Origin of the sequence: Flavobacterium bizetiae, from assembly GCF_024271895.1 — a bacterium.
GTDB classification, from domain to species: Bacteria; Bacteroidota; Bacteroidia; order Flavobacteriales; family Flavobacteriaceae; genus Flavobacterium; species Flavobacterium bizetiae.
The window spans coordinates 271,596-296,641 of record NZ_CP091861.1; the positions used below are offsets into that span (position 1 = coordinate 271,596).

Here is a 25,046-nt window from a genome sequence, read left to right on the forward strand (position 1 = left end):
ATATTAAAGATTAAGATTATATGCTAATTTTAAAAAGTACGAACGTCCGTAAGCAAGCATTACATCTCCTGACGAAGCGTGAACAGCATTTTGATTTGTTCCTGATTGAATCACATTTGTTACATCCAGTATATTTCTGGCTCCTATTGTAACTTCAAACTGATCTTTGAAAAAGTTTTTTCGGATAGAAACATCAAGCCAGTTACTAGGGTCAATTGTAGATAAAATATATGATGAAGAACCTTCAACAAACTGTTGTGTTCGCCCATTATATTTATAATAACCTGACACAATAGTTTTCCATTTCGGGATCATATAAGAAGCACTGGCATTTAAGTTGAACGAATAAAGAAATTTATCGTCTGAAGTAAATACCTGATTTTTTATTTCCTGAGAAATCCCAACTATTGCAGCACCAAAATTAACCGTTAGATTATCTTTTTTGAATTGGTTCATTGTTGAGAAATTCCACATTCTGTATTTGCTGATATTCACATATTGATATTCCGGATTTCCTGTATCGGGATTAAATCGTGAAAGTGCCATATCTATTCTATCATTAACATCTAAGTAACTTCCTGAGAATGTATTTGAAAGTTGTGCCCCAGAAGAAAAAGTAGTCGATTTTTTAAGACTGCCTTCATAAGAAGTACTTGTTTCAGGAATAAGATTTTCATTTCCAACGAAAAAGTGTCCATCAAAAATTTGTTTTGAGTATAATTCCTCAAAAGTTGGTGTTCTAAAAGAGTTCCCATAAGAACCTCGAAGTTCAACTCCCTTATCAAATAAATATCTTAACCCAAGCGATGAAGCATATTGATTATCGAACTGAGATTGAGCAGAAAATCTAATTCCTGGTCGGATCGAAAATCTATCACTTGCCATAATTTCTGAAGCAGCAAAGAAATCGTAATTTTCAAGCGTTTTACGAACAGGTGCCATAATATTACTTGCTTCCTGAACTAGCGAATAGCCACGATTATTTACAAATTCATAACCTAATTGCAAATCGACCGTTTTACTTGAAAAAAAGTTATTCAGGGTTCCTGTAGAATAAAGTACTTCCATCGACTGATCTTTTACAGTAACATTGTTTGCTTCATTTTTAGTAAACAAATAATATCTGAAACTTTCGATATCACGTGCTTGTCTCTGATGAGAAAGTGAAACATTATAGTTTAGTTGAGAAAACAACTTACCGGTAGCATTTAAATTATGAAAATATCTGTTTGTTAAATATCTTTTGTCATCTGCATAACGATATGATCCTAAAGTAGTATTAAAACCAGATTGCACGGTACTATTATAATAATCTACATTTTCATCTAAGTATTCGAACTTATAGAAAAAGCGAAAATTATCTTTGTGGTATGCAATTAATGCTGTTGCATTTAACTGATCTTTTGGCAACCATCGGTAACCACGCGTACCGTCATTTTCAATATAATCAGGTCCATTTTTATCGCTTAGAAACCCTTGAAAATCATTTCGGCTTGCGCCAAGTGAAACAAACCAATTTTTATTAAATGTATGAGAAACTTTTAAAGACTGAATATGGCGTCCCTGATCAAAAAGTGAATATTCTTTGCTTACTGTTTCTTCCTGAACTGATGCTGTAATGCCCCATTTATATTGCGAAGATTTTTTTGTAATTATATTCAAGACACCACTTACAGCGTTTGCTCCGTAACTAACTCCCATCGAACCCTCGACAATTTCGATATGATCAACATCATTAAGGTTTATCTGTGATAGATCAATATTATTTCCCAAACCTGCTTCATTAATTAAAGGAACATTATCAACCAGAATTTTAAAATATTGCGCATCTAATCCAAATAATGAAACTGTAGATCGCCCACTTGTTCCGCTGGGTCTAACTGTAATATTTAAATATTGATTTAAAACATCTGATAAATTATTTGCTGCTAAATTTTGAATATCCTGATTTGAAATCACACGAACATTAAAAACCGATTTCTTGATTGACTGTGGTTCAAACTGTCCAGTAACAACCACTTCAGAAAGTTTATTTACAGCTGTTGTATCCTTTTGTTGTGCAAAAGAAATTTGACAAAAAAGGAAAGCTGTAAAAAGGATAAATTTTATTTTCATTATTTTTATTGAGTCTTAATAATGGCGCAAATATATAAACTATTTTTATTTGTTCTAAATAAAATACATATATTTGCGAAAATTTAAAAAACAAAAAAATAAGTTATGATTTCAAAAAGCCTCTATTTTTCAGCCGTTATGGCTTTGACTTGTAGCCTTGGTTTCAGTCAGGATAAAAAACAACAAGACATAAAATCAATCAAATCTATGTGCGGTTGTTACGAAGTGAAATTTAATTTTACAGAAACTTTTCAATATCCTAAAGATTCTCTTACTTACAAACCTTCAGAAACTAAACATGAATCTGCTTTAGAATGGGTAGAATTATTAGAAGACACTCCTAACAAAATTGTAATGCAACACTTACTTATAGTGAGTGACGATATGATCATCAAACACTGGAGACAAGATTGGTTATTTGAAAACACAGACTTATATTCATTTGATAAAGGAACTTCTTGGAAATATAAAAAACTAGACAAAAAAGCCGTAAAAGGACAATGGACTCAAAAAGTATATCAGGTAGATGATAGCCCTAGATACGAAGGATCATCGACTTGGGTACATGTAGACGGACAAGACTACTGGGCAAACGTTGCTGATGCTCCTTTACCAAGAAGAGAGCAAACGAAACGTAATGACTACAATGTTTTGAAAAGAAGAAACATTCATGAAATTACTGCTACAGGATGGAATCATGAGCAAGACAATGACAAATTAATTCGCGATGACAGCGGAAAAGATGTTTTGTTAGCACAAGAAAAAGGTATGGATGTTTACACTAAAGTTGCAGACATTAAATGTATCGCAGGACAAAAATGGTGGAAAGAAAATAATGCTCTTTGGAAAAATGTTCGCGACAAATGGCAAACTCTTTTTGACAGACATAAAGATTTAAATCTTGAGGCTAAAGTTGACAGAAAAGCGCTTTATTCTCTTTTATTTGATTTAAAACCAACTGCTACAAAAGCAGAATCAGATGCTATTATTGACAAATTTGTAAAATAAAAATATTTGTGTTAGTTATTAAAAAAGCCGGTAGTTTTAAAACTATCGGCTTTTTTTGTTTTTATAATGGATTTTGAACCATTAAAGGATTTGCGTCCATCTCTGCTTGAGGCATTTGAAAAATGAATTCATTGCTTCCCGCAGGTATATTAAATTTTCCAAAATCACTATGATTCGATCCTGGATAATCTCTTGTAAGTGAAAATCCTAAGCGTTTCATATCATACCAGGCACAACCTTCACCCCATAGTTCAATTCTTTTTTGAAGAATAATTTCATTTATTAAGGTAGTTCCTGAATTTGTTGATAATGTATAAGCAGGATCTCTTGTCACGGTTATTTCGTAAAGCACTTGTTTAGCTGCTGTTTCGTTTCCGGATCTAGCAAGAGACTCAGCCTCGACATAATACATTTCAGAAGATCTTAAATAGATATAATGCCCTGATGTAATTGTAGGATCCCTAAATTTTATATTTGCATACGCTGGTAATCCAGGATATATTAGACTCCCTGCTGGTGCAACAAATGCCTTCTTTCTAAAATCGGTATCAGAAATGCTATTATACAAATTTTTGTCTATATTTTTATAGATTCCCATACCACCAGCATAACCGTCTTCATTCGTATTGTCAAAATGTGCAAAAAAACTAGCTACAAATGTGGTTGTCCCAGAAGTTATTGTCGCTCCCCACATAGTTTCTTTAGATTTAATATCGTAAAAACCAGTCAACCATTCCTTTTCAGTAAGTAACTCATAAGATTCTCTCGCTGAATGAGCAAGAGTAGCTGCTTCAGCATATCTACCCATCTCCAGATAAACTTCTGCTAAAAATGCTTCTGCTACGTTTTGATTAATTGCATCATTATTTTTACGCTCAAATCCACTTAACAATTCAATAGATTCTTTTAAATCATTCTCTATTAATGTATAAACCTCATTCGAAGTAGATCTTGCTTTACCAACAACCGTTATTTCAGTATAAATAGGTACACATAGTTTAGTTTCGTTACCAATATAAGTTGGACCATAAGTACGAGCTAACATAAAGTAAAAGTAACCTCTAAGAGCTAAAGCCTGTCCTCTAACTGCTTTTAGTTTTTCATCGGTTATATTAGATGGAATTGCAGCAAGTACAAGATTTGCAGATTTAATTTGTGGATAATAAGTATTCCAAACCAATCTCGATCTAACACTTGTTTGTTGTCGTCCTAAATAATTATAAAAAGATCCGTACCAACTTGACTTTGTAGTTAACATATCATTAGACATCATATCCATTGCTGAAAGCACTGACTTATGACCATAATCTTCGTGATTTCCTCCAATTGCTAATCCATAAGATCGTAATGCCGTATAGATTCCATTTATAAGTGCCTCATTTGAGGATGCAGATTTCGCAAGTTGATCAGTATTAATTGTTGATTGTGGATCAGTATCTAAAAATTCTTTATCACAGCTTACACATACTTTTAAGACAAATATTAATATTATTATTTTTTTCATTTTTCTAGAAATTTACTGTTAAACCAAATGATACTGATTTCATTACACCATAGACATTTAAGGACTGACCATTATTAGTTCTTGAACCTAAATTACTTAATCTTGGATCCAGACCTTTTCTTTCAGACCATAATGCCAGGTTAGATCCCATTAAACTGAATTTCGTTGATTGAATTCCAAGATCTACAAGCTTACTATTTTTAAAATCATAAGATATAGAAACATCTTGCAGACTTATATAATCAGATTTTATTAAAAAGTAATCAGAGGCACCCATTTGATAAGTAGAAACATGATCAATTCTTGGAATATCTGAATTTGGATTATCAACTGACCATGCTTTTGTTACATCTTTATGATAATTTTGACCTATATTATCTGATCCGGAATACATCTCTTTTTGATAGACTCCATCATATATATAACCTCCAAATTGATAAGCAAAACTCGCCTGAAATGTAATATCTTTAAATCTAAAAACTGTTCCAAATCCACCATAGACATCAGGATTTGCATTTTTCTTACTTAGATATTGAGTAGCATTTCCATAAACATTTGTTGTCACTTTATTTCCTGTTAAGTTTCCTGCGGCATCTTTTTCATTCATGTACCATAAAGCATCTCCATTAGTTTTATCAATACCTGCATATTCTCTCAAAAAATAAGAATAAGCTGGAGCTCCTACTTCAAATCTGTAAATATCATTTGTAAAAGCTATAGGCAATGATGTTATTTCATTTTTATAATGTGTTGCATTAGCCCATAAATTAAAATCGATATCTTTTGACTTAACAATATCAACTCCTAAGTTTATTTCTATCCCTTTATTCCCCATATCTCCTATATTTTTAGAAACAAACGATGTACCTGTAGACAATGCAATAGGGAAATTGTAAATCAAATCACTTACATTTCTTTCAAAATATTCAGCTTCAATAGAAATTCGATCAAATAAAACAATATCAAAACCAATATTTAAGTTTTTAGATTTTTCCCACTTAACATTTCTATCTGCTTCAAAAACATTCAAAGCACTTGCTTCTTCCTCTGAATTTGGCAAAATTTCATATTGGGTTTGATATGCGTAATAATTCCTATCACTTCCAAAATAGTTACGATGATTTATTTGTGAACTTGTTGGATAATAAATATTATCATTTCCCTGCTCTCCGTAGCTTCCTTTAATTCTTAGATCAGTAATCCATTTTGTTTTAGGAAAAAAAGATTCTTTTGCTACAGACCATGCTCCTCCAAAACCATAAAAGTTACCCCATCTATTTTCTGGCGCAAATACAGAGGAACCATCTCTCCTAAAACTACCATTAAAAAAATATTTGTTTTTGTAATTATAATTTAATCTCGAAAAATACCCTTCAACTTTATACAAATCGTTATAACCATCTACATAACTATATCTGGTAGCATTACTAAGATTTGTTAGATCAGGAATTACAATATTACTTTTTTGTCCAGCTAACATTTTTGAAGTAAAATCAGATGATTCATGACCAATAAGTATGTCTAAAGAATGATTTTCAAATGTTTTCTTCCACGATAATAATTGTTGATTAGTTAACGTATATTCATTTTTTGTAGCGGTACCAATTCTTCCTTTTACCCCCATAGCATCGCCACCAAGTCCTGTCGCTGTATTTAAATAATAGCCTGATAATAAATCATAACCTAAATTGTATCTAAAATTGAAGTCTTTTAAAAAATCTATAGAAACATATCCTCTCGCACCAAATTTATTTTCTTCACTTAAATTTGTATTCAATAATGTAGTTGCATATGGATTCAGATTTGAACCATACGGACGTTCTCCCGATTGGTTAAAATCATAAGATTTAGTACCATCTTCATTATTAATTAAAGCACCACTAGCATCTCTTTGCCAAATTGGATAAATTGGCGCTATACTTCTTGCCCAATTAAATAAATTACTATACGTTGAAGATGTTACCTGAGATGTAGGTGCGTTTTTGTTTGAATGTGCGTAATTTAAATTTGTCCCAACTTTAATTTTACTAGAAACTGTGTAATCTACATTTGCTCTAACACTTACACGTTCAAAACTAGAGTTAATAGTGTAACCATCATCTGATAAATATCCCATAGATAAATAAGAACTTAGATTATCTGTACTACTAGACAAGCTTAAATAATGTTCTTGTCTAATAGCGTCTCTAAAAAGAGCTTTCGACCAATCATCATGATATAATAATTTTACATCAGCATTTATTTCTCCGGTTGTCGGATTTATAACCTGATTATTTGGAACATTATAGTTATTATACCCTAATGAATATGTGCCTCCATTAATTAAATTCTGAGCAGCGGTGTTTGCTGCATTTATTGGTGTTTGTCCTTTATAAATTAAACCGTTTTTTATCCTATTATAAACTGCTTTATAATAGTCTCCCGGATCTGTAATAATATCATATTCAGGAACGGCTCTTGAATTTACCCCAATTTTAGTTTCATAGGTAACTTTCAATTGTCCTTTCTTTCCTTTTTTCGTTGTAACAATGATTACTCCATTTGCACCTCTACTACCGTACAAAGCATTAGATGAAGCATCTTTCAAAAAACTTATTGATTCTATATCCTGAGTAGCAATAGCATTTATATCTCCATTATACGGAATTCCATCGATAACATACAAAGGAGAATTTGAAGAAGAAATAGAACCAATACCTCTAAACCTTACCTGAGGAGCTTCTCCTGGCTGACCTGAATTTGCACTAATTTGAACTCCTGCAACCTTACCTGTCAAGGATTGAACAGCATTAGAAGCTTGAGTATTTTCGAGCATTTTTGAATCTACTTTTGCAACTGCTCCTGTAATTTCTTGTTTCTTTTGTGTACCAAAAGCCACCACTACAACTTCATCCAACTCTTTTCCTACTTCTTTCATTTTTGCATTTACTACTGAAGACGCACCAACAGTAATCGTAACATCCTGCATCCCTACGTAAGAAAATAAAAGTACATCTCCTGTTTTTGCTTTGATAGAATATTTACCATCAAAATCAGTTTGCACCCCATTCTTTGTCCCTTTAACAATAACATTTATTCCTGGTATTGGTCCCGTTGCGTCAGACACTGTTCCCGAAACTACTCGTTCTTGCGCATAAAAAAACTGAGAACTCATTACGAAAATCAGTAACAACAACCCTTTAATTTTTTGTTTCATTGTATAAATTTTGAATTATTTTGGCGCAACTTATCAAATTAATACAACTTTAACAAGATTTTTATTTCTTTTAACATTAATAAATGTAATCTGTTTACTACTTTTAACAAATACAGCATCTATTAATCGACTGATTTTAGATGATTTAACACAGAAAATACATGAAATTGTAAGAATAATTACAAAAATCATAAATCCTCTAAAATTTTCAGAAAATTAAGTTTCTTACAAAAAAGAAAGTTGAGATGGTTCTGAAAAACAACCTCATTATTATGCATAAAAAAAACCGTCTATAATCAAGACGGTTTTTATCCTTTTACAATTTTTTCTAAAAGCTTACTAATTCAAAATAGATAAAAATAAATATAAGGTGATGTTTTTTTTTAGAAGTTTTAGCAATTGTTATTCCATCTTTTTCACTTTATCATAAAATAAGAAAAGCTTAACAATATTTTATTCCTGCAAAAATATTCGGGAATTAGAAAATAACTTACAGCAATCAGACTAGATAGTAATAAAAAAAGCCAATAGTTATAAAACTATTGGCTTTTAAAAATTTCTAATCTATTTTTTACATTCTTTCCGGAACTTCTATTCCTAATAATGTAAAAGCTGATTTTATAACTTCGGCCACTTTCTGCGAAAGCTGCACTCTGAATACTTTTTTAGTTAAATCTACTTCTCCTAATATATGTACTGACTGATAGAAAGAATTGTACTCTTTTACCAAATCATACGTATAATTTGCAATTAATGCCGGGCTGTGATTTTGAGCTGCATTTTGAATTACTTCCGGGAAAAGCTCGATTTGTTTTACCAATTCTTTTTCTTTTTCGTGTAATTCTTCTGTATTGGTTGTAGCAGAAAAATCAAAATCGGCTTTACGAATGATTGACTGAATTCTCGCGTATGTGTATTGAATAAACGGTCCTGTATTTCCGGCAAAATCAACAGATTCTTCAGGATTAAACAAAATACGTTTTTTAGGATCGACTTTTAAGATGTAATATTTTAAAGCACCAAGACCAATTGTTTTGTACAACTTCGCTTTTTCATCAGCAGAATAACTGTCTAATTTTCCTAAATCTTCTGAAATTTGCTGTGCGGTATCTGTCATATCCTGCATCAAATCATCAGCATCTACAACAGTTCCTTCACGGCTTTTCATTTTTCCAGATGGTAAATCAACCATTCCGTATGATAAATGATATAAACTTGAAGCCCAGTCAAATCCTAATTTTTTAAGAATTAAGAATAAAACTTTAAAGTGATAATCCTGTTCGTTACCAACAGTATAAACCATTCCGCCAACATCCGGCATATCTTTTACACGCTGAATCGCTGTACCAATATCTTGTGTCATATAAACAGCAGTTCCGTCAGAACGTAAAACAATTTTACGATCCAGACCTTCATCAGTCAAATCAATCCAAACTGAACCATCAGGATCTTTTTCGAAAACACCTCTGTCAAGCCCAACCTGAACTACATCTTTACCTAATAAATACGTATTACTTTCATAATAATATTTATCAAAATTAACTCCAAGATTGGTATAAGTTGTAGCAAAACCTTCGTAAACCCACTCGTTCATTTTTTTCCAAAGCGAAATAACAGCCTCATCTCCAGACTCCCATTTTTTAAGCATTTCTTGCGCTTCAATAATAATTGGAGCTTGTTTTTTAGCTTCTTCTTCGGTTTTACCAGTTTCCATCAATTGATTGATTTCTGCTTTATACGCTTTATCAAACTCAACATAATACTTACCAACTAATTTATCACCTTTTAAACCTGAACTTTGCGGAGTTTCTCCATTTCCAAATCTTTCCCATGCGAGCATAGATTTACAAATATGAATTCCACGATCGTTGATGATTTGCGTTTTGTATACTTTTTTACCAGAAGCCTTAATAATTTCGGCTACAGAATATCCTAACAAATTGTTACGAACGTGACCTAAGTGCAATGGTTTATTGGTATTTGGCGAAGAATATTCGACCATAATAGCTTTATCCTCCGGATTTGGAGTTACGTATCCAAATTTGTGATTGTCTCTTATTTCATTAAAGAAATTCAAATAATAACTATCGGCAATTACTATATTCAAAAATCCCGAAACAACATTAAAACGTGCTACTTCCGGAAGATTTTCTACTAAATAATTTCCTATTTTATTTCCTAATTCTACAGGATTGCTTTTGATAACTTTTAGCAAAGGAAAAATTACCATCGTAATATCGCCCTCAAACTCTTTTCTGGTAGTTTGAAATTCGATTTTATCAACAGTAACATCAAATAATGCTTGTATTGCTTTTTGTATAGAAGGAGTAAGAATTTGTGATAATGACATGTAAACTTATTTTTAAAGTGAGCAAATATACTGCTTATTCATCAATTACAGAAAATGAAAAACATATAAAATAGAACAAAACACTTAGAATTTCTTAAAAACGATTTTATTCTGATTGTTAAAATTATCAAAAAATTAAAATGCTAATCTATTAAAAAACAGCACCTCTTAAAAAAAAACAAAATCTTTTTTAATTTTTCCTGTAACATATCGATGATAAAAGAGTCTTAATAGGGACTTTGAATTCGTTTGAAGGAAAAAAATCTAAACAAAAACAAAAAACAAATCATCATCATCATCAATCAAATCAAAATAATCACAACAACATTATGAAATTAAAATTCTTTCTGCTTGCATTACTGGGGGTAATTGCAACAACCCAAGCCCAGAACACGGGAATTGTTTCCGGGAAAATTACTGAAAAATCGAATAATGCGCCTATTTCTTACGCCACAGTCTCAATCAAAGATAACGGAAAAGTAGTTACAGGAGTAAACACAGATGATAATGGTGCTTTTTCTATCAAAAATTTAGCTTTAAAAAGTTATACTATCGAAATTCAATACATTGGATTCAGAAAATATGTTGGGTCAGTAATTTTGAGCGACAGTAAAAAATCAGCAACACTTAATGTGTCTCTTGAAGAAGAAGCAACGCAACTTAAAGGTGTAAATATTGTAAGCGATCGTTCGACAATAGAGCAAAAAATCGACCGAAAAGTAATTACTGTCGGGAAAGATTTAACTACTGCCGGAGCTTCTGCATCTGACATTATGAACAATATTCCATCTGTAAATGTGGATCAGGACGGAAAACTTTCACTTCGTGGAAACGATAACGTTCGTGTATTAATCGACGGTAGACCATCGAATATCGATCCTGCTCAATTGTTAAAACAAATTCCATCAACTTCTATCAAAAAAATTGAATTAATCACCAATCCAAGTGCGAAGTACAATCCTGAAGGAATGTCTGGAATCATTAATATCGTTTTGCATAAAAACGCCAATACTGGTTTTAACGGAAGTTATAGCGGCGGAATCACTTTTGGAGAAACAGCTAAATACAACCAATCTTTAAACCTGAATTACAAAACCGGAAAAGTAAATTTCTTTGGAAACGTAGGTCAGAATTTTGGAACTTATTTTAATGAAGGTTATATCAAAAGATTAGATCAGGATATTACTCAAAATTTAGATATTAAGAATGATAACGATTCTTACTTGTATAAAATTGGAATGGATTATTTAATCGATGATCACAATACTCTATCTTTCTACACTAACCAAAATAAATCTAACGGAAAAGGATTTGTAGACACAAACATTGATTACAATAATGTAGCCGATTCTGATTTATTGAATGTTTTTCAAAAATCTAAATATACCGGACCTGATCAGGTTGGAACTTACAATTTAGCATACAAACACATCTTTAAAAAAGAAGGTCATACTTTAGATGTTGAAGGAAACTATAGCGATAATAAAGAAACACAATACGCTTCTTTTGATACTCAGTCAACAAAACTTGACAATACTAAAAACAGTGTAATTTATGATGATTACATTAGAGGTACTCGTAAATTAAGCACTTTGAATGTTGATTATGTGAATCCGTTAAACGAGAAAACTACTCTTGAAGCAGGTGCTGAAGCAAGAATCACTAAAACAGATAACGATTATACTACAGGAAATCCATTTGCAGAAATGCCGGTTTCTAATTATACTTATGACACTGATATTTATTCAGCTTACGTAACTTTTGGACAAAAATTTAAAAAATTCAGTTATCAGTTAGGAACACGTTTTGAAAGTTATAAAGTGGCCGCTAATTTAAACCATGGTTTCAAAAAATTTGATGATGATTATATCACTTTATATCCATCAGCTTATTTTACTTATAACCTAAGCGAAAAAAATACGTTCCAATTTAGCTATAGCCGTCGTGTAGACCGTCCGAGTTTAGAACAAACAAAACCTATTCGTGAATTTTCTACTCCGTTAGTAACTTCATTAGGAAATCCTGAATTAAGACCTCAATTTACAAACTCTGTAGAGGTAAATTATACCAGAACTTTCGAAAAAGGAAGTCTTACTACGGGAGTATTTTACAGAAGTATCAACGATCAGATCAGTAGAATTTTATATCCGGACGACACAGATCCAAGCGGTAACAAACAGATCATGACATTTACAAATTATGATCATAATACTTCTTTTGGTTTTGAAGTTTCGTTTAATTACAAAATCACAAAATGGTGGGACATCTCTCCATCTATTGATTTCTCAAGTATCAATCAGCAAGGAGTTGTGTTTTTATATGATCCGGCAACAAAGCTTAGTAATCCGCTTGAAAGAAAAGTTACAGTTGCTGCATTCAATGGTCGTATGAACTCAAACTTTAAACTAAACAAACGTTTAAGCTTCTTATTATTCGGATTTTACAGAGGTGCTGTTGATGGACTTCAAAATAATAGCCATGAAATGTACAAAATGGACATAGGTTCGCGTTATACATTATTAGACAACAAGATGAACATTAGTTTACGTTTTAATGACGTCTTTAATACTATGAAATATGCTTTTGATTCTATGTATCCTTATCCTCAAAGAGGACAATTTACATGGGAAAGCCAAACCGTTTATTTAGGATTAACCTATAATTTTGGTGGAGCAAAAATCAAAAACCTTGAACGTAAACAAAGAGAAGACAACACTAATAAAGGTGGTGGCGGAATGTTTTAATCCCACTTTTACTAGTAGATTTTAATAGTTCTTGTAGAAAAGAAAAGCCTGGAGTTTGCCAACTCCAGGCTTTTCTTATTTTATTTCATACCTATAAAAAATTTCGCAATTCTTTTATCTCCTCAGGATTTGCTGTTTCAGTACCATCTGTAATCGCCGACGAATGATAAAAAGTAGGTTCTAATTTTTCCTGTAATAATTTAATATTCGAAGATCGCAAACCTCCGCCGGGCATAATTTCGATTCGGCCTTTGGCAAGTTTCTGAATCATTTCCAGATAGTCAATTCCCTCTTCCACATTTTTTCCGCGGCCAGAAGTTAAAATGGTCGAAAAACCACAATCAATAACATCTTTAAGACTTTGTTCTATTGCATTAACATGATCAAAAGCACGGTGAAATGTACAAGAAAGCGGACTCGCTAAATTAACTAATTCCTTATTTTGTTTTTTATTGACACTTCCGTCAGTATTTAAAATTCCAAAAACAAAACCATCAACACCCAATTTTTTTAAGTGCTTAATATCTTGCTTCATTTCTACAAACTCTTCATCTGCATAAACAAAATCTCCTCCGCGTGGCCTGATAATAACATGCATTTTAATCGATAATTTTTCACGAACTTTTACTACCAAAACAGCATTAGGCGTTGTTCCGCCAAGTTGCATATTTTCGCACAACTCGATTCTATCTGCACCACTTTCCTGCGCAATCAATGCCGATTCGTAATTGAAACATGCTATTTCTAGTTGATTTTTTTTCATTTTGATTCAAGTATTTTTTTCAGGAGCTAATCCCGCTATTCGTTCCAATCTTTTGTGGCGAACACCGCCACAAAAGGATTTCCTCTTCTATCGGGGCTAGGACAATCATTCTCATAACAATGTTTTCGTTTAATCTGTCATTACTACAAGAGAAGAACTGACAAAAGACAAACACTAAAGTATAAAAAAACCTGCTCCAAAAAAGAGCAGGTTTTAAAATATAATGCAAGATGAATTAATTACCATTTAATAATTGCGCTTGCCCAGGTAAAACCACTACCAAAAGCAGCCAAAACAACTGTATCTCCTGATTTGATTTTTCCTTGTTCCCAAGCTTCTGTCAAAGCAATCGGAATTGACGCTGCAGTTGTATTACCATATTTCTGGATATTATTATGCACCTGATCATCCGTCAATTTGAATTTATTTTGAATGAATTGTGAAATTCTCAAATTAGCCTGATGCGGAATCAACATATCAATATCTGAAACCTGTAAACCGTTTGCTTCTAAACCTTCGTTGATTACTTCTGCAAAACGAACTACTGCATTTTTAAATACAAATTGCCCGTTCATATAAGGATAATAACTTTCGTCGTTCGGGTCATTATCTGCTAAAATATCCGTTACCCAACGTGCTCCCATTCCCGGTGCCTGCAAAGCTAATTCTTCTGCATGTTGTCCTTCTGAATGTAAATGCGTCGATAAAATTCCTTTTGTTAAATCTTCTTCACGGCTTAAAACCGCTGCTCCTGCTCCATCTCCAAAAATTACCGAAACTCCACGACCACGAGTCGTCATATCTAATCCTGTAGAATGTACCTCAGAACCAATTACCAAAATATTTTTATACATTCCGGTTTTAATATATTGATCCGCAACCGAAATAGCATACACAAAACCAGAACATTGATTTCTAACATCTAAAGCCCCAACTGTTCTTAATCCTAAATCACGTTGTACTAAAACTCCAGGTCCTGGAAAATAGTAATCCGGACTTAATGTAGCAAAAACTACAAAATCAATATCTTCTTTGGCTACGCCAGAACGTTCTATAGCAATTTTAGCTGCTTTTACTCCCATTGTAGTTGTGGTATCTTCTCCACGAATAATATGTCTGCGCTCCTGAATTCCCGTGCGCTCCTGAATCCATTCATCATTGGTATCAATAATCTTAGACAAATCATCGTTGGTCACAACATTTGAAGGAACATAATATCCTAAGCCCGCTATTTTTGAATGATACATATTCTTTTATTATTTGTTAAAAAATTCGATTGCAAATTTAAGTATACTTTAAATCATTAGCGTACAAATTAGTGTTTTTTTCGTAATTAGCAATTTAATATACTTCAATTATAAACTCAATTGAAGCAATTTACATCACGAAAAACCAGTTTTCATACCAAAACATTGAAAAGTATGAAAAATAACGCATAAAATGTAACAAGTTTAAAGTACTTTAGTCAAACATTATAGAAAGCATTTTTTTAAACTCCTAAAATTCAAATTATGAAATTAAAGGTTACTCTCCTCTTATTTCTAAACATGGGCTTTTTTGCCTTTGCTCAGGAAAACCTAACCTATCAAAAACCGTCTAAATCTATCTTAGATTTAGCCGATTATCAAAGAGCTCCAACAGTATCTATGGATACCAAAAAGGAGAATATGTTACTACTTTATAGAAATACATACAAAACACTTGACGATTTAAATCAGGATGAACTTCGTTTGGGCGGATTGAGAATTAATCCTGTAACCAATATCTCAAGCAGCGTAACGTATACCATTAATCTTAAATTAAGAAAGATTAGCGGAAAGAACGAAACGCAAGTTACAGGTTTGCCTGATAATCCTAAAATAAGCAATATTTCATGGTCTCCAAATGACAAGAAAATTTTGTTTTCCCATACTACAAATTCAGGTGTAGAACTTTGGGTTATCGATGTGGCAACAGCAAAAGCTACAAAACTTACTGATGCCAATGTAAATGCAAATCTTGGAAATCCGTTTAGCTGGTTTTTAGATAATGAGACCATTTTGGTAAAAATGCTGCCTAAAAACAGAAAGCCGTTATTAGATTCTAAAAAAGATTTACCAACAGGTCCAATCATTTCGAGTACTGCCGGAGCTAAATCTCAAAACAGAACTTATCCTGATATGTTGAAAAACCAAAATGACGAAATTAATTTTGAGAACATCATCACTTCAGAATTGTACAAAGTTAACCTTGACGGAAAAGCTACTTTATTTAAAGAAGCAGCAATGTATGCCGGAGAAAGAATTTCGCCAGATGGTAATTTTATTATGATTACAACCATCCAGAAACCATTTTCATATGTTGTTCCTTTAAACAGATTTCCGTCTAAAACAATTGTTTATGATGCAAGAGGAAAAGAAATCAAAACGGTTAATGAAGTTCCTTTAAACGAAATAATACCAAAAGGTTTTATGGCAGTTAGAAAAGGAAAAAGAGAAATGACCTGGAGAAATGACAAACCAGCAACATTATCTTATGTTGTTGCTTTAGACGAAGGAGATCCTGCCAACAAAGTTGATTTTAGAGACGAAGTTTTTCTTTGGGATGCACCTTTTACAAACAATGCTACTACATTAGTAAAAGTACCTCAACGTTACAACGACATTGTTTGGGGTAATGACAATACTGCATTCCTTACTGACGAATGGTACGATACCAGAAATACAAAAACGTATTTGATCAACCCGTCAAATCCTGCTCAGCAACCAAAAGTAATTACAGATAGAAACCAACAAGATGTTTACTCAGATCCGGGAACTTTTGAAACCAGAAAAAATGAGTACAACAAATATGTTTTAGCAATCGAAAAAGATAACGCTTACCGTATTGGTGAAGGATATACAAAAGAAGGTCAATTTCCTTTTATTGATGAATTCAATTTAAAAACATTACAGGCAAAACGTATTTACACTTCTTCTTATAAAGACAAAAAAGAAGATTTATTAGAAATTGAAGATTTTAAATCAGGTAAAGTTTTAGTTCAGATTCAGTCTAAAAGTGAATATCCTAATTACTATTTTAGAAATATCAAGAAGCAAAATAGCCTGACACCAATTACTACTTTTCAAAATCCGTTTGAAAGTATTAAAAACGTGAGCAAAGAAGTTATTAAATACAAACGTAAAGATGGTGTTGAACTTTCAGGAACTTTATACTTACCTGCAGGGTACGATAAAGTAAAAAAAGAGAAATTACCTTTATTAATCTGGGCTTATCCAGCGGAATACAAAGACAAAAATAGTGCGGGACAATCGACTCAAAATTCAAACGAATTCACGTTTCCTTACTACGGATCATTTGTTTATTGGGTAACCAAAGGATATGTGGTACTTGACGATGCTGCTTTCCCTATTATCGGAGAAGGAACTACAGAGCCTAACGACAACTTTATTCCTCAATTAGTAGACAATGCCGAGGCTGCAATCGATGCTGTTGATGCTTTAGGATATATTAACCGTAAAAAAGTAGCTGTTGGAGGACATTCTTATGGAGCTTTTATGACGGCAAATTTATTGACACATTCTAATCTTTTTGCATGCGGAATTGCCAGAAGTGGTGCTTACAACAGAACATTAACTCCATTTGGTTTCCAGAGCGAACAACGTAATTATTGGGAAGCTCCGGATGTTTACACAGCAATGTCTCCATTTATGAATGCAGACAAAATGAAAACACCGCTTTTATTAGTGCATGGTGAAGCAGATAATAATCCTGGAACTTTTACTTTGCAAACAGAACGTTATTATCAAGCTTTAAAAGGTTTAGGAGCCACTACAAGAATGGTAATTTTACCTAAAGAAGCGCACAGTTATGTTGCCAAAGAAAACATTTTGCACCTGCTTTGGGAGCAAGATCAATTCTTAGAAAAATATTTAAAAAACTAATTTACACAAGTAAACCCGACAGGTTTTAAAAACCTGTCGGGTTTAATAAAACAAGAAACCCGATAGTTGTTAGACTATCGGGTTTCTTGTTTTTATACCATTAAAAAAAATTATCTAATTTTCTAATGGACAAATTATCTAATTAAAGATAATTTAAGCCTAAAAATATTTCCTGTTCAAGAGGCAAATCTATTTCGCTTTCAAAAAATATTAATTGTCTTTTATAAACGGTTTCTATCAGAAAATGATTTCCTCTAAAATAAGTTTTTCTGATTTTTACAGGTAAATTCGACTCTGAAACCATTTTAAATTGATGCGGATACACCAAAGTTTTATGCATCTGATCTTCGTAAGAAATCAATAAATGAGTAGGAACTTCATTTACTTCTCCAAAAAGTGAAGCCACATATTTAGTTTCCGGATCTTCATATATTTTTACAGGATTATCCTTTACTATAACTTCTCCGTTTCGCATTACGATTGCCTCATCTGCAAATGATAAAGCGTCAGTACTATCATGTGTTGCAATAATGCAAGTAATGCCTTTTTGCTTTAAATATTTAAATAAATTTCGGCGTAAAGCATTTTTACGAAAAGCATCTATTTGGCTAAAAGGTTCGTCTAGCAAGATTACTTCCGGCTCTAAGGCCAAAACTCTTACCAGCGCCACTCTTTGTTGCTGTCCTCCACTTAAAAATTTCGCTTTCACATTCGAAAATTGCTCCATTTCTACCATTTCTAATAATTCCTGAACACGAAGTTTCTTCATGTTCGCAAAACCATTCGAAAGAAACTTACCAACATTTTCAGCTACAGTTTCAAAAGGAGACAAATCAAAATCCTGAGCCAGATATTTCATATAAGGCATTCCAGGAATCAAATTGTATTTAGGACCTAAAATAGGCTTTTCATTATAAAAAATCTTGCCTTCATTTAAATCATATAATCCATACATTAATTTAAGAAGTGTACTTTTTCCGCAGCCACTTTCACCAATAATAGCGATATTTTCTCCTTTATTTATAGTAAAGGAAACGTTTTTTATAACAGGATTTTCGGTATACGAAAAAGAGATATTTTGAATGTCGAGCATGGGTTATATTTGAAAGCACAAATTTACAATGTTTAATTTCTAAAGTCAAAAAAAAGCTGCTTCAATTATGAAACAGCTTTTAAGAAATTTTATTGCGTTCGAAACTTATTTTCCAGCTTCAGATTTTGCATCATTTACCATTTTGTCGTTTGCAGTAATAGAAAACTCTACACGACGGTTTTGAGCTCTTCCTTCAGGAGAATCATTTGTTGCAATAGGATCAGCAATTCCTAAACCTGAAGTTTTAAAACGGCTTGATTTTAATCCTTTAGAAACTAAATAAGCTTGCACAGAAGCAGCTCTTTGTCCTGAAAGAGTCAAATTGTATTCTGGTTTTCCTGTATTATCAGTATAACCAAAAATTTGAATATCAGTATCTCCGTACTCATTAAACACAGGAACTAATTTATCTAAATTTGCTTTAGCCTGAGGAGTCAAAGTTGATTTGTTAGTATCAAAACGAACAGAATTTTCATTTAACGTTAAATGAATCCCCTCACCTACTCTTTCTACAGAAGCACCTGGCAAAGCCTGATCGATTTCACGAGCCTGTTTGTCCATTTTGTTTCCAATAAGAGCACCAGTTCCACCACCTACAGCAGCTCCAATTGCAGCTCCTAAAGCAGCGTTTCCGCCACGACCTAAATTATTTCCTAAAATACCACCAATAAGACCACCGGCTACTACTCCAATTCCGGCTCCTTTTTGTGTGTTATTTGCGTTTTTTACTGAATCGCAACTTGTAAAGAAACTTACTAATACAAGCAAAGTGCTCAAACCTAAAACTGTTATCTTTTTCATATTATATATTTTTTAATTTTAATTAGCTCTTTGAAATTGGTAAACAACATCTTTTACTTGTCCTCCAACATTGATATTATCCACTAATTGGAATGAGTTATCAGTTAAACCTGCAACCTTTAGTAAATATCCGTCTCTTACTTTTTTTGCTTTGATACCAGCATCAAGAATTTTAAGCACAAACATTCCCTGGTTGTTAATACTCCAAACAATTGGTGAAGTAAAACCAGTACAGCTTGGCGCAGTTAATGCCATAGTACCTTTATTGTTATTTGAAATAAAACTCCATGTACTTCCAATAAAACATTTAGAATCAGCAAGATCAAACGAATTTACTTTAATGTACTCAGAACCAGGATAAGATACATTGGTTAGAACCCAATTTCCTTTAATAGCTACTTGAGATGGTCTGTCAAGTTTAGTCGATAGCGTAGTGGCTTCAGTTGAAGCAGTTGTAGACGAAGCTGATTTACACGCGAATAACATCGTGGCGATCATGCAAATGAAAATAATTTTCTTCATTTTGTACATTTATTTAAGTTAATACTTACTTATTTAACAATTATTATACCACAAAGATACAATTCATAAGAATATCTTTTGTTTTAGAATCTAATTATTTTCTTTCAAAATTAACACTTACGCCATTTTGTCACCTAAAAAGCAATTGGTATTCTATTTGAAGAAATGAGAATCATCACATTAAACTAAAAAATTAAAAAAATATGACAACAGGTAAAATTAATGTTTCTGTAGAAAACATCTTTCCCTTAATCAAAAAGTTCTTGTATAGCGATCACGAAATTTTCTTGCGTGAGCTTATTTCGAACGGAACCGATGCAACTTTAAAACTAAAACATTTAATTAGTATTGGAGAAGCAAAAGTTGAATACGGAAATCCTTTTATCGAAGTAAAAATCGATAAAGAAGGTAAAAAAATTCACATTATCGACCAAGGTTTAGGTATGACAGCTGACGAAGTTGAAAAATACATTAACCAGGTTGCTTTTTCAGGAGCTGAAGAGTTCCTTGACAAATACAAAGATTCTGCTAAAGATTCTGGAATTATTGGTCATTTTGGTCTTGGGTTCTACTCTGCATTTATGGTTGCAGAAAAAGTAGAAATCATTACTAAATCATACAAAGACGAACCAGCTGCACACTGGACTTGTGACGGAAGCCCTGAATTTACTTTAGAGCCGGCTGACAAAACTTCACGTGGTACAGAAATCATCCTGCACATTGCTGAAGATTCTCTTGAATTTTTAGAAGATTCTAAAATCAGCGGATTATTAAACAAATACAATAAGTTTATGCCTATTCCGATTAAATTCGGAACAAGAACAGAAACACTTCCAAAACCGGAAGATGCTCCTGAGGATTACGTAAACGAAACACTGGAAGTTGACAATATCATCAATAACCCTAATCCGGCATGGACAAAACAGCCAACTGAATTATCTGATGAAGATTACAAAAACTTCTACAGAGAATTGTATCCAATGCAATTTGAAGATCCGTTGTTTCACATTCACTTAAATGTAGATTATCCGTTTAACCTGACAGGAATTTTGTATTTCCCAAAATTAGGTTCAGATATGCAAATTCAGAAAGATAAAATTCAACTGTACCAAAACCAGGTTTACGTAACAGATAACGTAGAAGGAATTGTACCTGAATTTTTAACAATGCTTAAAGGTGTTATCGATTCACCGGATATCCCATTAAACGTTTCTCGTTCAGGATTACAAGCTGATGGTGCGGTTAAGAAAATCTCGAACTACATTACTCGTAAAGTAGCCGATAAACTTAAAGCTTTATTCAACGAAAACCGTGCTGATTTTGAAGCTAAATGGAACGACATCAAAATCGTTTTAGAGTACGGAATGCTTTCTGAAGATAAATTCTACGAAAAAGCAGGTGCATTTGTTTTATACCCAACCGTAGACGACACTTACTTTACTCTTGAAGAATTAAAAGAGAAACTAAAAGAAAACCAAACCGATAAAGACGGAAAATTGGTAGTTCTTTACGCTGGAAACAAAGAAGCACAACACTCTTATATCGAAACAGCAAAAGAAAAAGGATACGAAGTATTGCTTTTAGATTCTCCGATTATCTCTCACCTGATTCAAAAAATCGAAGGAGACAATAAAGATCTAACTTTTGTTCGTGTAGACTCTGATCATATTGATAACCTGATCAAAAAAGACGAAAACACGATTTCTAAATTATCTGATGAAGAAAAAGAAACATTAAAAACTTCATTAGAAGCGTATATTCCTAAAGCGTATAGTGTACAACTAGAAGCTATGGATAGCCAAGCTGCTCCTTTTATCATCACGCAACCTGAATTTATGCGTAGAATGAAAGAAATGAGTCAGTCTGGTGGTGGCGGAATGTTCGGAATGGGTAATATGCCGGAAATGTACAATCTGGTTGTAAACACCAACTCTGATCTAGCTTCAAGCATTTTGAATACTGAAGACAAAACACATCAGGAACACTTGGTAAAACAAGCTTTAGACTTAGCTAAATTATCGCAAAACTTATTAAAAGGAGAAGCTTTAACTGCTTTTGTAAAAAGAAGTTTTGAAATGATTAAATAATATTTCTCACGAAATAAACGTTTTAAAATCCTGTAGGCCAAGCTTACAGGATTTTTTTATTGCCGTAACTTTTTTTATTACATTTGAATGCCTTATCAATCTAACAACAAACAAAACCACTATGAAAAAAACCGCTATTTTATTACTGGCTATTTGCACAACAGGACTTATTTACACTTCTTGTTCCAGCAATGACGAAAACAAAACAAATCAGCCTGATGTCTCAACAATTGGGGCTTCAATTGCAATTGACGCTACTACCGAAATGGATATCAAAACCGGATTATTGGTTTCCACAAAAACTTCTCCTACAGGCAAAGTAGCCGAAAACGCACCCGGACTTTGCGCAACTGTTACCGTAACACAACAAAATGCCGACTCTTACCCAAAAGTATTTACAGTAGATTACGGAACTTCAGGTTGCACAGATAATCAAATTATAAAAAAAGGAAAACTAAAAATTACGCTTTCAGGACCAATTACTACAACAGGAAGCAAAATGACTATTGAAAGAATCGATTATTCTATTAACGGAATAAAACTTGAAGGAACAATTGAATATATTAACAGCACAACGGTTGCAACTGTACCGCAGTTTACCAGAACAGTAACAAATGGAAAATTTACTGATTTAGCAGGAAGAGTTTTTCTTAATACAGGAACGGTTACCGTAAAACAAACTGCAGGCGTAGATACTCCATTTGTTTTAACGGATAATATTTACGAAATGCCTGAGGGAACTCATACTGTAACAGCTCCAAACGGAGAAAAACTAATCCTTACCGTTCAGGAAACACTAATAAAAAAATACTCCTGCGAATTTATTTCTAAAGGAAGTCTGAAAGTTCAGGGTGGAATATTAAATGGAATTATAGATTACGGCAACAATGAATGTGATAGCAAATACACTTACACAAACGAAAACGGGACTTCATTTAACCTGACAATGTAACCCGGTAATTTTAATAAAATTCAAGAATCCCAATTTAGAAATAGATTGGGATTTATTTTTTTGCAAAATTTAAACACTACATCATTACATTCAAACTATTTTCTTTATTTTGCAGCAAAATCTAAAAAACCAATGAAAAAATCAATTATTGCTTTTGTTACACTCGCAGTACTAGCCTCTTGTAGCAAAAAAGAATCTACTGACAATTTGCACCTTACGGGAAATATAAAAGGATTAAAAAACGGAACTTTATACATTCAAAGAATCGTTGACACCTCTCTTGTAGCCATAGACAGTATTAAAATAGATGGCGATTCTTCTTTTGAAAGAGACATAAAACTAGAATCTCCTGAGGTTCTTTATTTATACCTGGATCGTGGAGTGACAAATTCATTAGACAATAATATTTTATTTTTTGCTGAACCAGGCAACATCAATATCGATACCAACTTAGACAACTTTATTTTTAATGCAAAAATTACGGGATCTAAAAACCAAGAGCTTTATGATGAGTACAAAAAAATAAACTCTCGTTTTACTGATGAAAACCTTTCTATGGTTGAATCAAGATTTAAAGCTATAAAAAGACAAGATCAAAAGGCAATTGACAGTATCGACATCAAACAAGAATCTAATATCAAAAGAAAATACTTGTACGCTACAAACTTTGCTCTAAACAATAAAGATCACGAAATAGCCCCTTATATTGCTTTATCTGAGATTTACGACATCAATATCAAATTCCTTGATACAATTCAAAAATCGATGACTCCAAAAGTAGCACAATCACTTTACGGAAAGAAACTAACTAAATATGTTGCTGACATTAAAAAAGAGCAACAGAAGTAATATTACATTACACAAATAAAAAAGTCCTGAGAATCATCTCAGGACTTTTTTTGTTTTATAGCAAATTCCAAATTTTTAAACTCCAATTAAGTAAATAATATTGTTTGGAATTTGGAATTTTAAAAATTTGAAAATTATTTTTTAATCTTATCTTCCCAACAAAGCTCCGAACATTGAAAGGATGAATATTAATCCGTACAACACTAAAATAGCAAGTGTAAAAATTCCAAGAAATTTGTAATGAGATTTTAAATACCCAAAAGAACTGGTCAACGCTTCAGTATTATTATCTCTAAAAGCTTTTTTAGCATTAGAAGCAAATTTAAATAGGTAATAAACCGGGAAGAAATAAATAGCGCCAATAATAAAATATACTATTCCTATTACTACTCCAAAAGAACCGCCCATAGCATTCGCTCCCGGGATCATAGTCCCCATTGCCGCGAAAAAGGTTCCTGCAAAAACTGCAATTAACATGATAAGCCCAATACCAACAAATCCTACTATCGATAAAAAGTAAGCCCATTTTGCGGTTTCCTTTAAAAAGTCTTTTGCAGATTGGTCGAGCTGCAACTCAAATTTTTCAAAAACTGAATTTTCTTCCATTTGGATTATATTTTTGGTTAAGAAACAAACATAAGAAAAATATTGTTACAATTTTTATAAAAGTAAATTCCAAAAATTTAAAATCCAATATTTGAAAATTCCAAATTCCAAACAATAGCGAATCTCTGTGCAATTGGAATTTGAGAGTTAAAAAATTGGCAGTTATTTCACTTTAGAGCAAAAAAAAAACCACCACTAAAAAGTGATGGTTTTCCGTTGAGCCGGCGGAGGGACTCGAACCCACGACCTGCTGATTACAAATCAGCTGCTCTAGCCAACTGAGCTACGCTGGCGACTCATTATGGGTGCAAATATAAAATGGATTTTTGACTTTTCCAAAATAAATTTACTGCTTATTTTATTAAAAAACCACCACTAAAAGTGATGGTTTTATTGAGCCGGCGGAGGGACTCGAACCCACGACCTGCTGATTACAAATCAGCTGCTCTAGCCAACTGAGCTACGCTGGCGACTCATTACGGGTGCAAATATAAAGCGGTTTTTCGTTTTACCAAAATAAATTTGCACTTTTT

Annotated in this window: 16 protein-coding genes and 2 tRNA genes; 6 read left to right on the forward strand and 12 right to left on the reverse strand. The window is 32.7% G+C overall.

Annotated features, from left to right (window positions below; all coding sequences use genetic code 11):
- Nucleotides 1-3: 3 nt before the first annotated feature.
- Nucleotides 4-2,115, reverse strand: coding sequence for a TonB-dependent receptor plug domain-containing protein (locus tag L0669_RS01290; RefSeq protein WP_263760735.1), 2,112 nt, complete (start codon nt 2,113-2,115; stop codon nt 4-6).
- A gap of 105 nt (nt 2,116-2,220) precedes the next feature.
- Here L0669_RS01290 and L0669_RS01295 point away from each other — a divergent pair, with 105 nt between their 5' ends.
- Nucleotides 2,221-3,123, forward strand: a complete 903-nt coding sequence (locus tag L0669_RS01295) for a DUF6607 family protein (RefSeq protein WP_263760737.1) — start codon at nt 2,221-2,223, stop codon at nt 3,121-3,123.
- 61 nt (nt 3,124-3,184) lie between these two features.
- Here L0669_RS01295 and L0669_RS01300 read toward each other — a convergent pair whose 3' ends face one another.
- From L0669_RS01300 to argS, 3 genes are all read right to left on the reverse strand, one after another.
- Nucleotides 3,185-4,627 (reverse strand): RagB/SusD family nutrient uptake outer membrane protein, encoded by a 1,443-nt coding sequence (locus L0669_RS01300; protein ID WP_263760739.1) that lies wholly within the window; start codon nt 4,625-4,627, stop codon nt 3,185-3,187.
- Nucleotides 4,628-4,631: 4 nt separating this feature from the next.
- Entirely contained in the window at nt 4,632-7,823 is a 3,192-nt protein-coding gene (locus tag L0669_RS01305) for a SusC/RagA family TonB-linked outer membrane protein (protein ID WP_263760741.1), read from the reverse strand.
- A 571-nt stretch (nt 7,824-8,394) separates the two neighbouring features.
- Nucleotides 8,395-10,173, reverse strand: coding sequence for an arginine--tRNA ligase (gene argS, locus L0669_RS01310; protein WP_263760743.1), 1,779 nt, complete (start codon nt 10,171-10,173; stop codon nt 8,395-8,397).
- Between the two features lie 329 nt (nt 10,174-10,502).
- Between argS and L0669_RS01315 the strand changes: the two genes are divergently transcribed.
- Nucleotides 10,503-12,917: a TonB-dependent receptor gene (locus L0669_RS01315; RefSeq protein WP_263760745.1), complete on the forward strand. Its 2,415-nt coding sequence runs from the start codon at nt 10,503-10,505 to the stop codon at nt 12,915-12,917.
- 91 nt (nt 12,918-13,008) lie between these two features.
- Here the strand turns inward: L0669_RS01315 and L0669_RS01320 are convergent, their stop codons facing one another.
- The gene (locus tag L0669_RS01320) at nt 13,009-13,680 is read right to left on the reverse strand and encodes a copper homeostasis protein CutC (protein WP_263760747.1); all 672 of its coding nucleotides are present in this window, start codon (nt 13,678-13,680) and stop codon (nt 13,009-13,011) included.
- 239 nt (nt 13,681-13,919) lie between these two features.
- A complete protein-coding gene (locus L0669_RS01325; protein WP_055093260.1) occupies nt 13,920-14,927 on the reverse strand; it encodes a 3-oxoacyl-ACP synthase III family protein in 1,008 nt (335 codons plus the stop codon).
- Nucleotides 14,928-15,191: 264 nt separating this feature from the next.
- On the opposite strand from L0669_RS01325, the gene L0669_RS01330 reads away from it, so the two are divergent.
- Complete coding sequence (locus L0669_RS01330) at nt 15,192-17,603, forward strand: S9 family peptidase (protein ID WP_263760749.1); 2,412 nt, start codon at nt 15,192-15,194, stop codon at nt 17,601-17,603.
- Between the two features lie 142 nt (nt 17,604-17,745).
- Here L0669_RS01330 and L0669_RS01335 read toward each other — a convergent pair whose 3' ends face one another.
- From L0669_RS01335 to L0669_RS01345, 3 genes are all read right to left on the reverse strand, one after another.
- Nucleotides 17,746-18,696 carry an ABC transporter ATP-binding protein gene (locus L0669_RS01335; RefSeq protein ID WP_263760750.1) on the reverse strand — a complete coding sequence of 317 codons (951 nt, stop codon included), beginning with the start codon at nt 18,694-18,696 and terminating at the stop codon, nt 17,746-17,748.
- A gap of 105 nt (nt 18,697-18,801) precedes the next feature.
- Nucleotides 18,802-19,497, reverse strand: coding sequence for a YiaD family glycine zipper/OmpA-like lipoprotein (locus tag L0669_RS01340; protein ID WP_173972520.1), 696 nt, complete (start codon nt 19,495-19,497; stop codon nt 18,802-18,804).
- Nucleotides 19,498-19,515: 18 nt separating this feature from the next.
- Nucleotides 19,516-20,019, reverse strand: a complete 504-nt coding sequence (locus L0669_RS01345; RefSeq protein ID WP_173972521.1) for a lipocalin family protein — start codon at nt 20,017-20,019, stop codon at nt 19,516-19,518.
- 203 nt (nt 20,020-20,222) lie between these two features.
- Between L0669_RS01345 and htpG the strand changes: the two genes are divergently transcribed.
- From htpG to L0669_RS01360, 3 genes are all read left to right on the forward strand, one after another.
- Nucleotides 20,223-22,106, forward strand: a complete 1,884-nt coding sequence (gene htpG, locus L0669_RS01350) for a molecular chaperone HtpG (RefSeq protein ID WP_263760752.1) — start codon at nt 20,223-20,225, stop codon at nt 22,104-22,106.
- 121 nt (nt 22,107-22,227) lie between these two features.
- Entirely contained in the window at nt 22,228-23,058 is an 831-nt protein-coding gene (locus tag L0669_RS01355; RefSeq protein ID WP_263760754.1) for a hypothetical protein, read from the forward strand.
- Between the two features lie 132 nt (nt 23,059-23,190).
- Nucleotides 23,191-23,907 (forward strand): DUF4369 domain-containing protein, encoded by a 717-nt coding sequence (locus L0669_RS01360; RefSeq protein WP_173972524.1) that lies wholly within the window; start codon nt 23,191-23,193, stop codon nt 23,905-23,907.
- A gap of 147 nt (nt 23,908-24,054) precedes the next feature.
- Here the strand turns inward: L0669_RS01360 and L0669_RS01365 are convergent, their stop codons facing one another.
- The 3 genes from L0669_RS01365 to L0669_RS01375 all read right to left on the reverse strand — a co-directional run bounded on the left by L0669_RS01365 (nt 24,055) and on the right by L0669_RS01375 (nt 24,983).
- Nucleotides 24,055-24,513, reverse strand: coding sequence for a DUF5362 family protein (locus tag L0669_RS01365; RefSeq protein ID WP_173972525.1), 459 nt, complete (start codon nt 24,511-24,513; stop codon nt 24,055-24,057).
- A 219-nt stretch (nt 24,514-24,732) separates the two neighbouring features.
- Nucleotides 24,733-24,806, reverse strand: a tRNA-Thr gene (locus tag L0669_RS01370).
- A gap of 103 nt (nt 24,807-24,909) precedes the next feature.
- A tRNA-Thr gene (locus tag L0669_RS01375) sits at nt 24,910-24,983 on the reverse strand.
- Nucleotides 24,984-25,046 lie beyond the last annotated feature (63 nt).

Excerpts from the sequence above, each read along its gene's own strand:
- L0669_RS01290 (WP_263760735.1), bottom strand. The coding sequence starts at position 2,115 with ATGAAAATAAAATTTATCCTTTTTACAGCTTTCCTTTTTTGTCAAATT.
- L0669_RS01315 (WP_263760745.1), top strand. The coding sequence starts at position 10,503 with ATGAAATTAAAATTCTTTCTGCTTGCATTACTGGGGGTAATTGCAACA.
- L0669_RS01365 (WP_173972525.1), bottom strand. The coding sequence starts at position 24,513 with ATGGAAGAAAATTCAGTTTTTGAAAAATTTGAGTTGCAGCTCGACCAA.
- L0669_RS01325 (WP_055093260.1), bottom strand. The coding sequence starts at position 14,927 with ATGTATCATTCAAAAATAGCGGGCTTAGGATATTATGTTCCTTCAAAT.
- L0669_RS01330 (WP_263760749.1), top strand. The coding sequence starts at position 15,192 with ATGAAATTAAAGGTTACTCTCCTCTTATTTCTAAACATGGGCTTTTTT.
- htpG (WP_263760752.1), top strand. The coding sequence starts at position 20,223 with ATGACAACAGGTAAAATTAATGTTTCTGTAGAAAACATCTTTCCCTTA.
- L0669_RS01300 (WP_263760739.1), bottom strand. The coding sequence starts at position 4,627 with ATGAAAAAAATAATAATATTAATATTTGTCTTAAAAGTATGTGTAAGC.
- L0669_RS01355 (WP_263760754.1), top strand. The coding sequence starts at position 22,228 with ATGAAAAAAACCGCTATTTTATTACTGGCTATTTGCACAACAGGACTT.
- L0669_RS01335 (WP_263760750.1), bottom strand. The coding sequence starts at position 18,696 with ATGCTCGACATTCAAAATATCTCTTTTTCGTATACCGAAAATCCTGTT.
- L0669_RS01295 (WP_263760737.1), top strand. The coding sequence starts at position 2,221 with ATGATTTCAAAAAGCCTCTATTTTTCAGCCGTTATGGCTTTGACTTGT.
- L0669_RS01345 (WP_173972521.1), bottom strand. The coding sequence starts at position 20,019 with ATGAAGAAAATTATTTTCATTTGCATGATCGCCACGATGTTATTCGCG.
- L0669_RS01320 (WP_263760747.1), bottom strand. The coding sequence starts at position 13,680 with ATGAAAAAAAATCAACTAGAAATAGCATGTTTCAATTACGAATCGGCA.
- L0669_RS01360 (WP_173972524.1), top strand. The coding sequence starts at position 23,191 with ATGAAAAAATCAATTATTGCTTTTGTTACACTCGCAGTACTAGCCTCT.
- L0669_RS01340 (WP_173972520.1), bottom strand. The coding sequence starts at position 19,497 with ATGAAAAAGATAACAGTTTTAGGTTTGAGCACTTTGCTTGTATTAGTA.
- L0669_RS01305 (WP_263760741.1), bottom strand. The coding sequence starts at position 7,823 with ATGAAACAAAAAATTAAAGGGTTGTTGTTACTGATTTTCGTAATGAGT.
- argS (WP_263760743.1), bottom strand. The coding sequence starts at position 10,173 with ATGTCATTATCACAAATTCTTACTCCTTCTATACAAAAAGCAATACAA.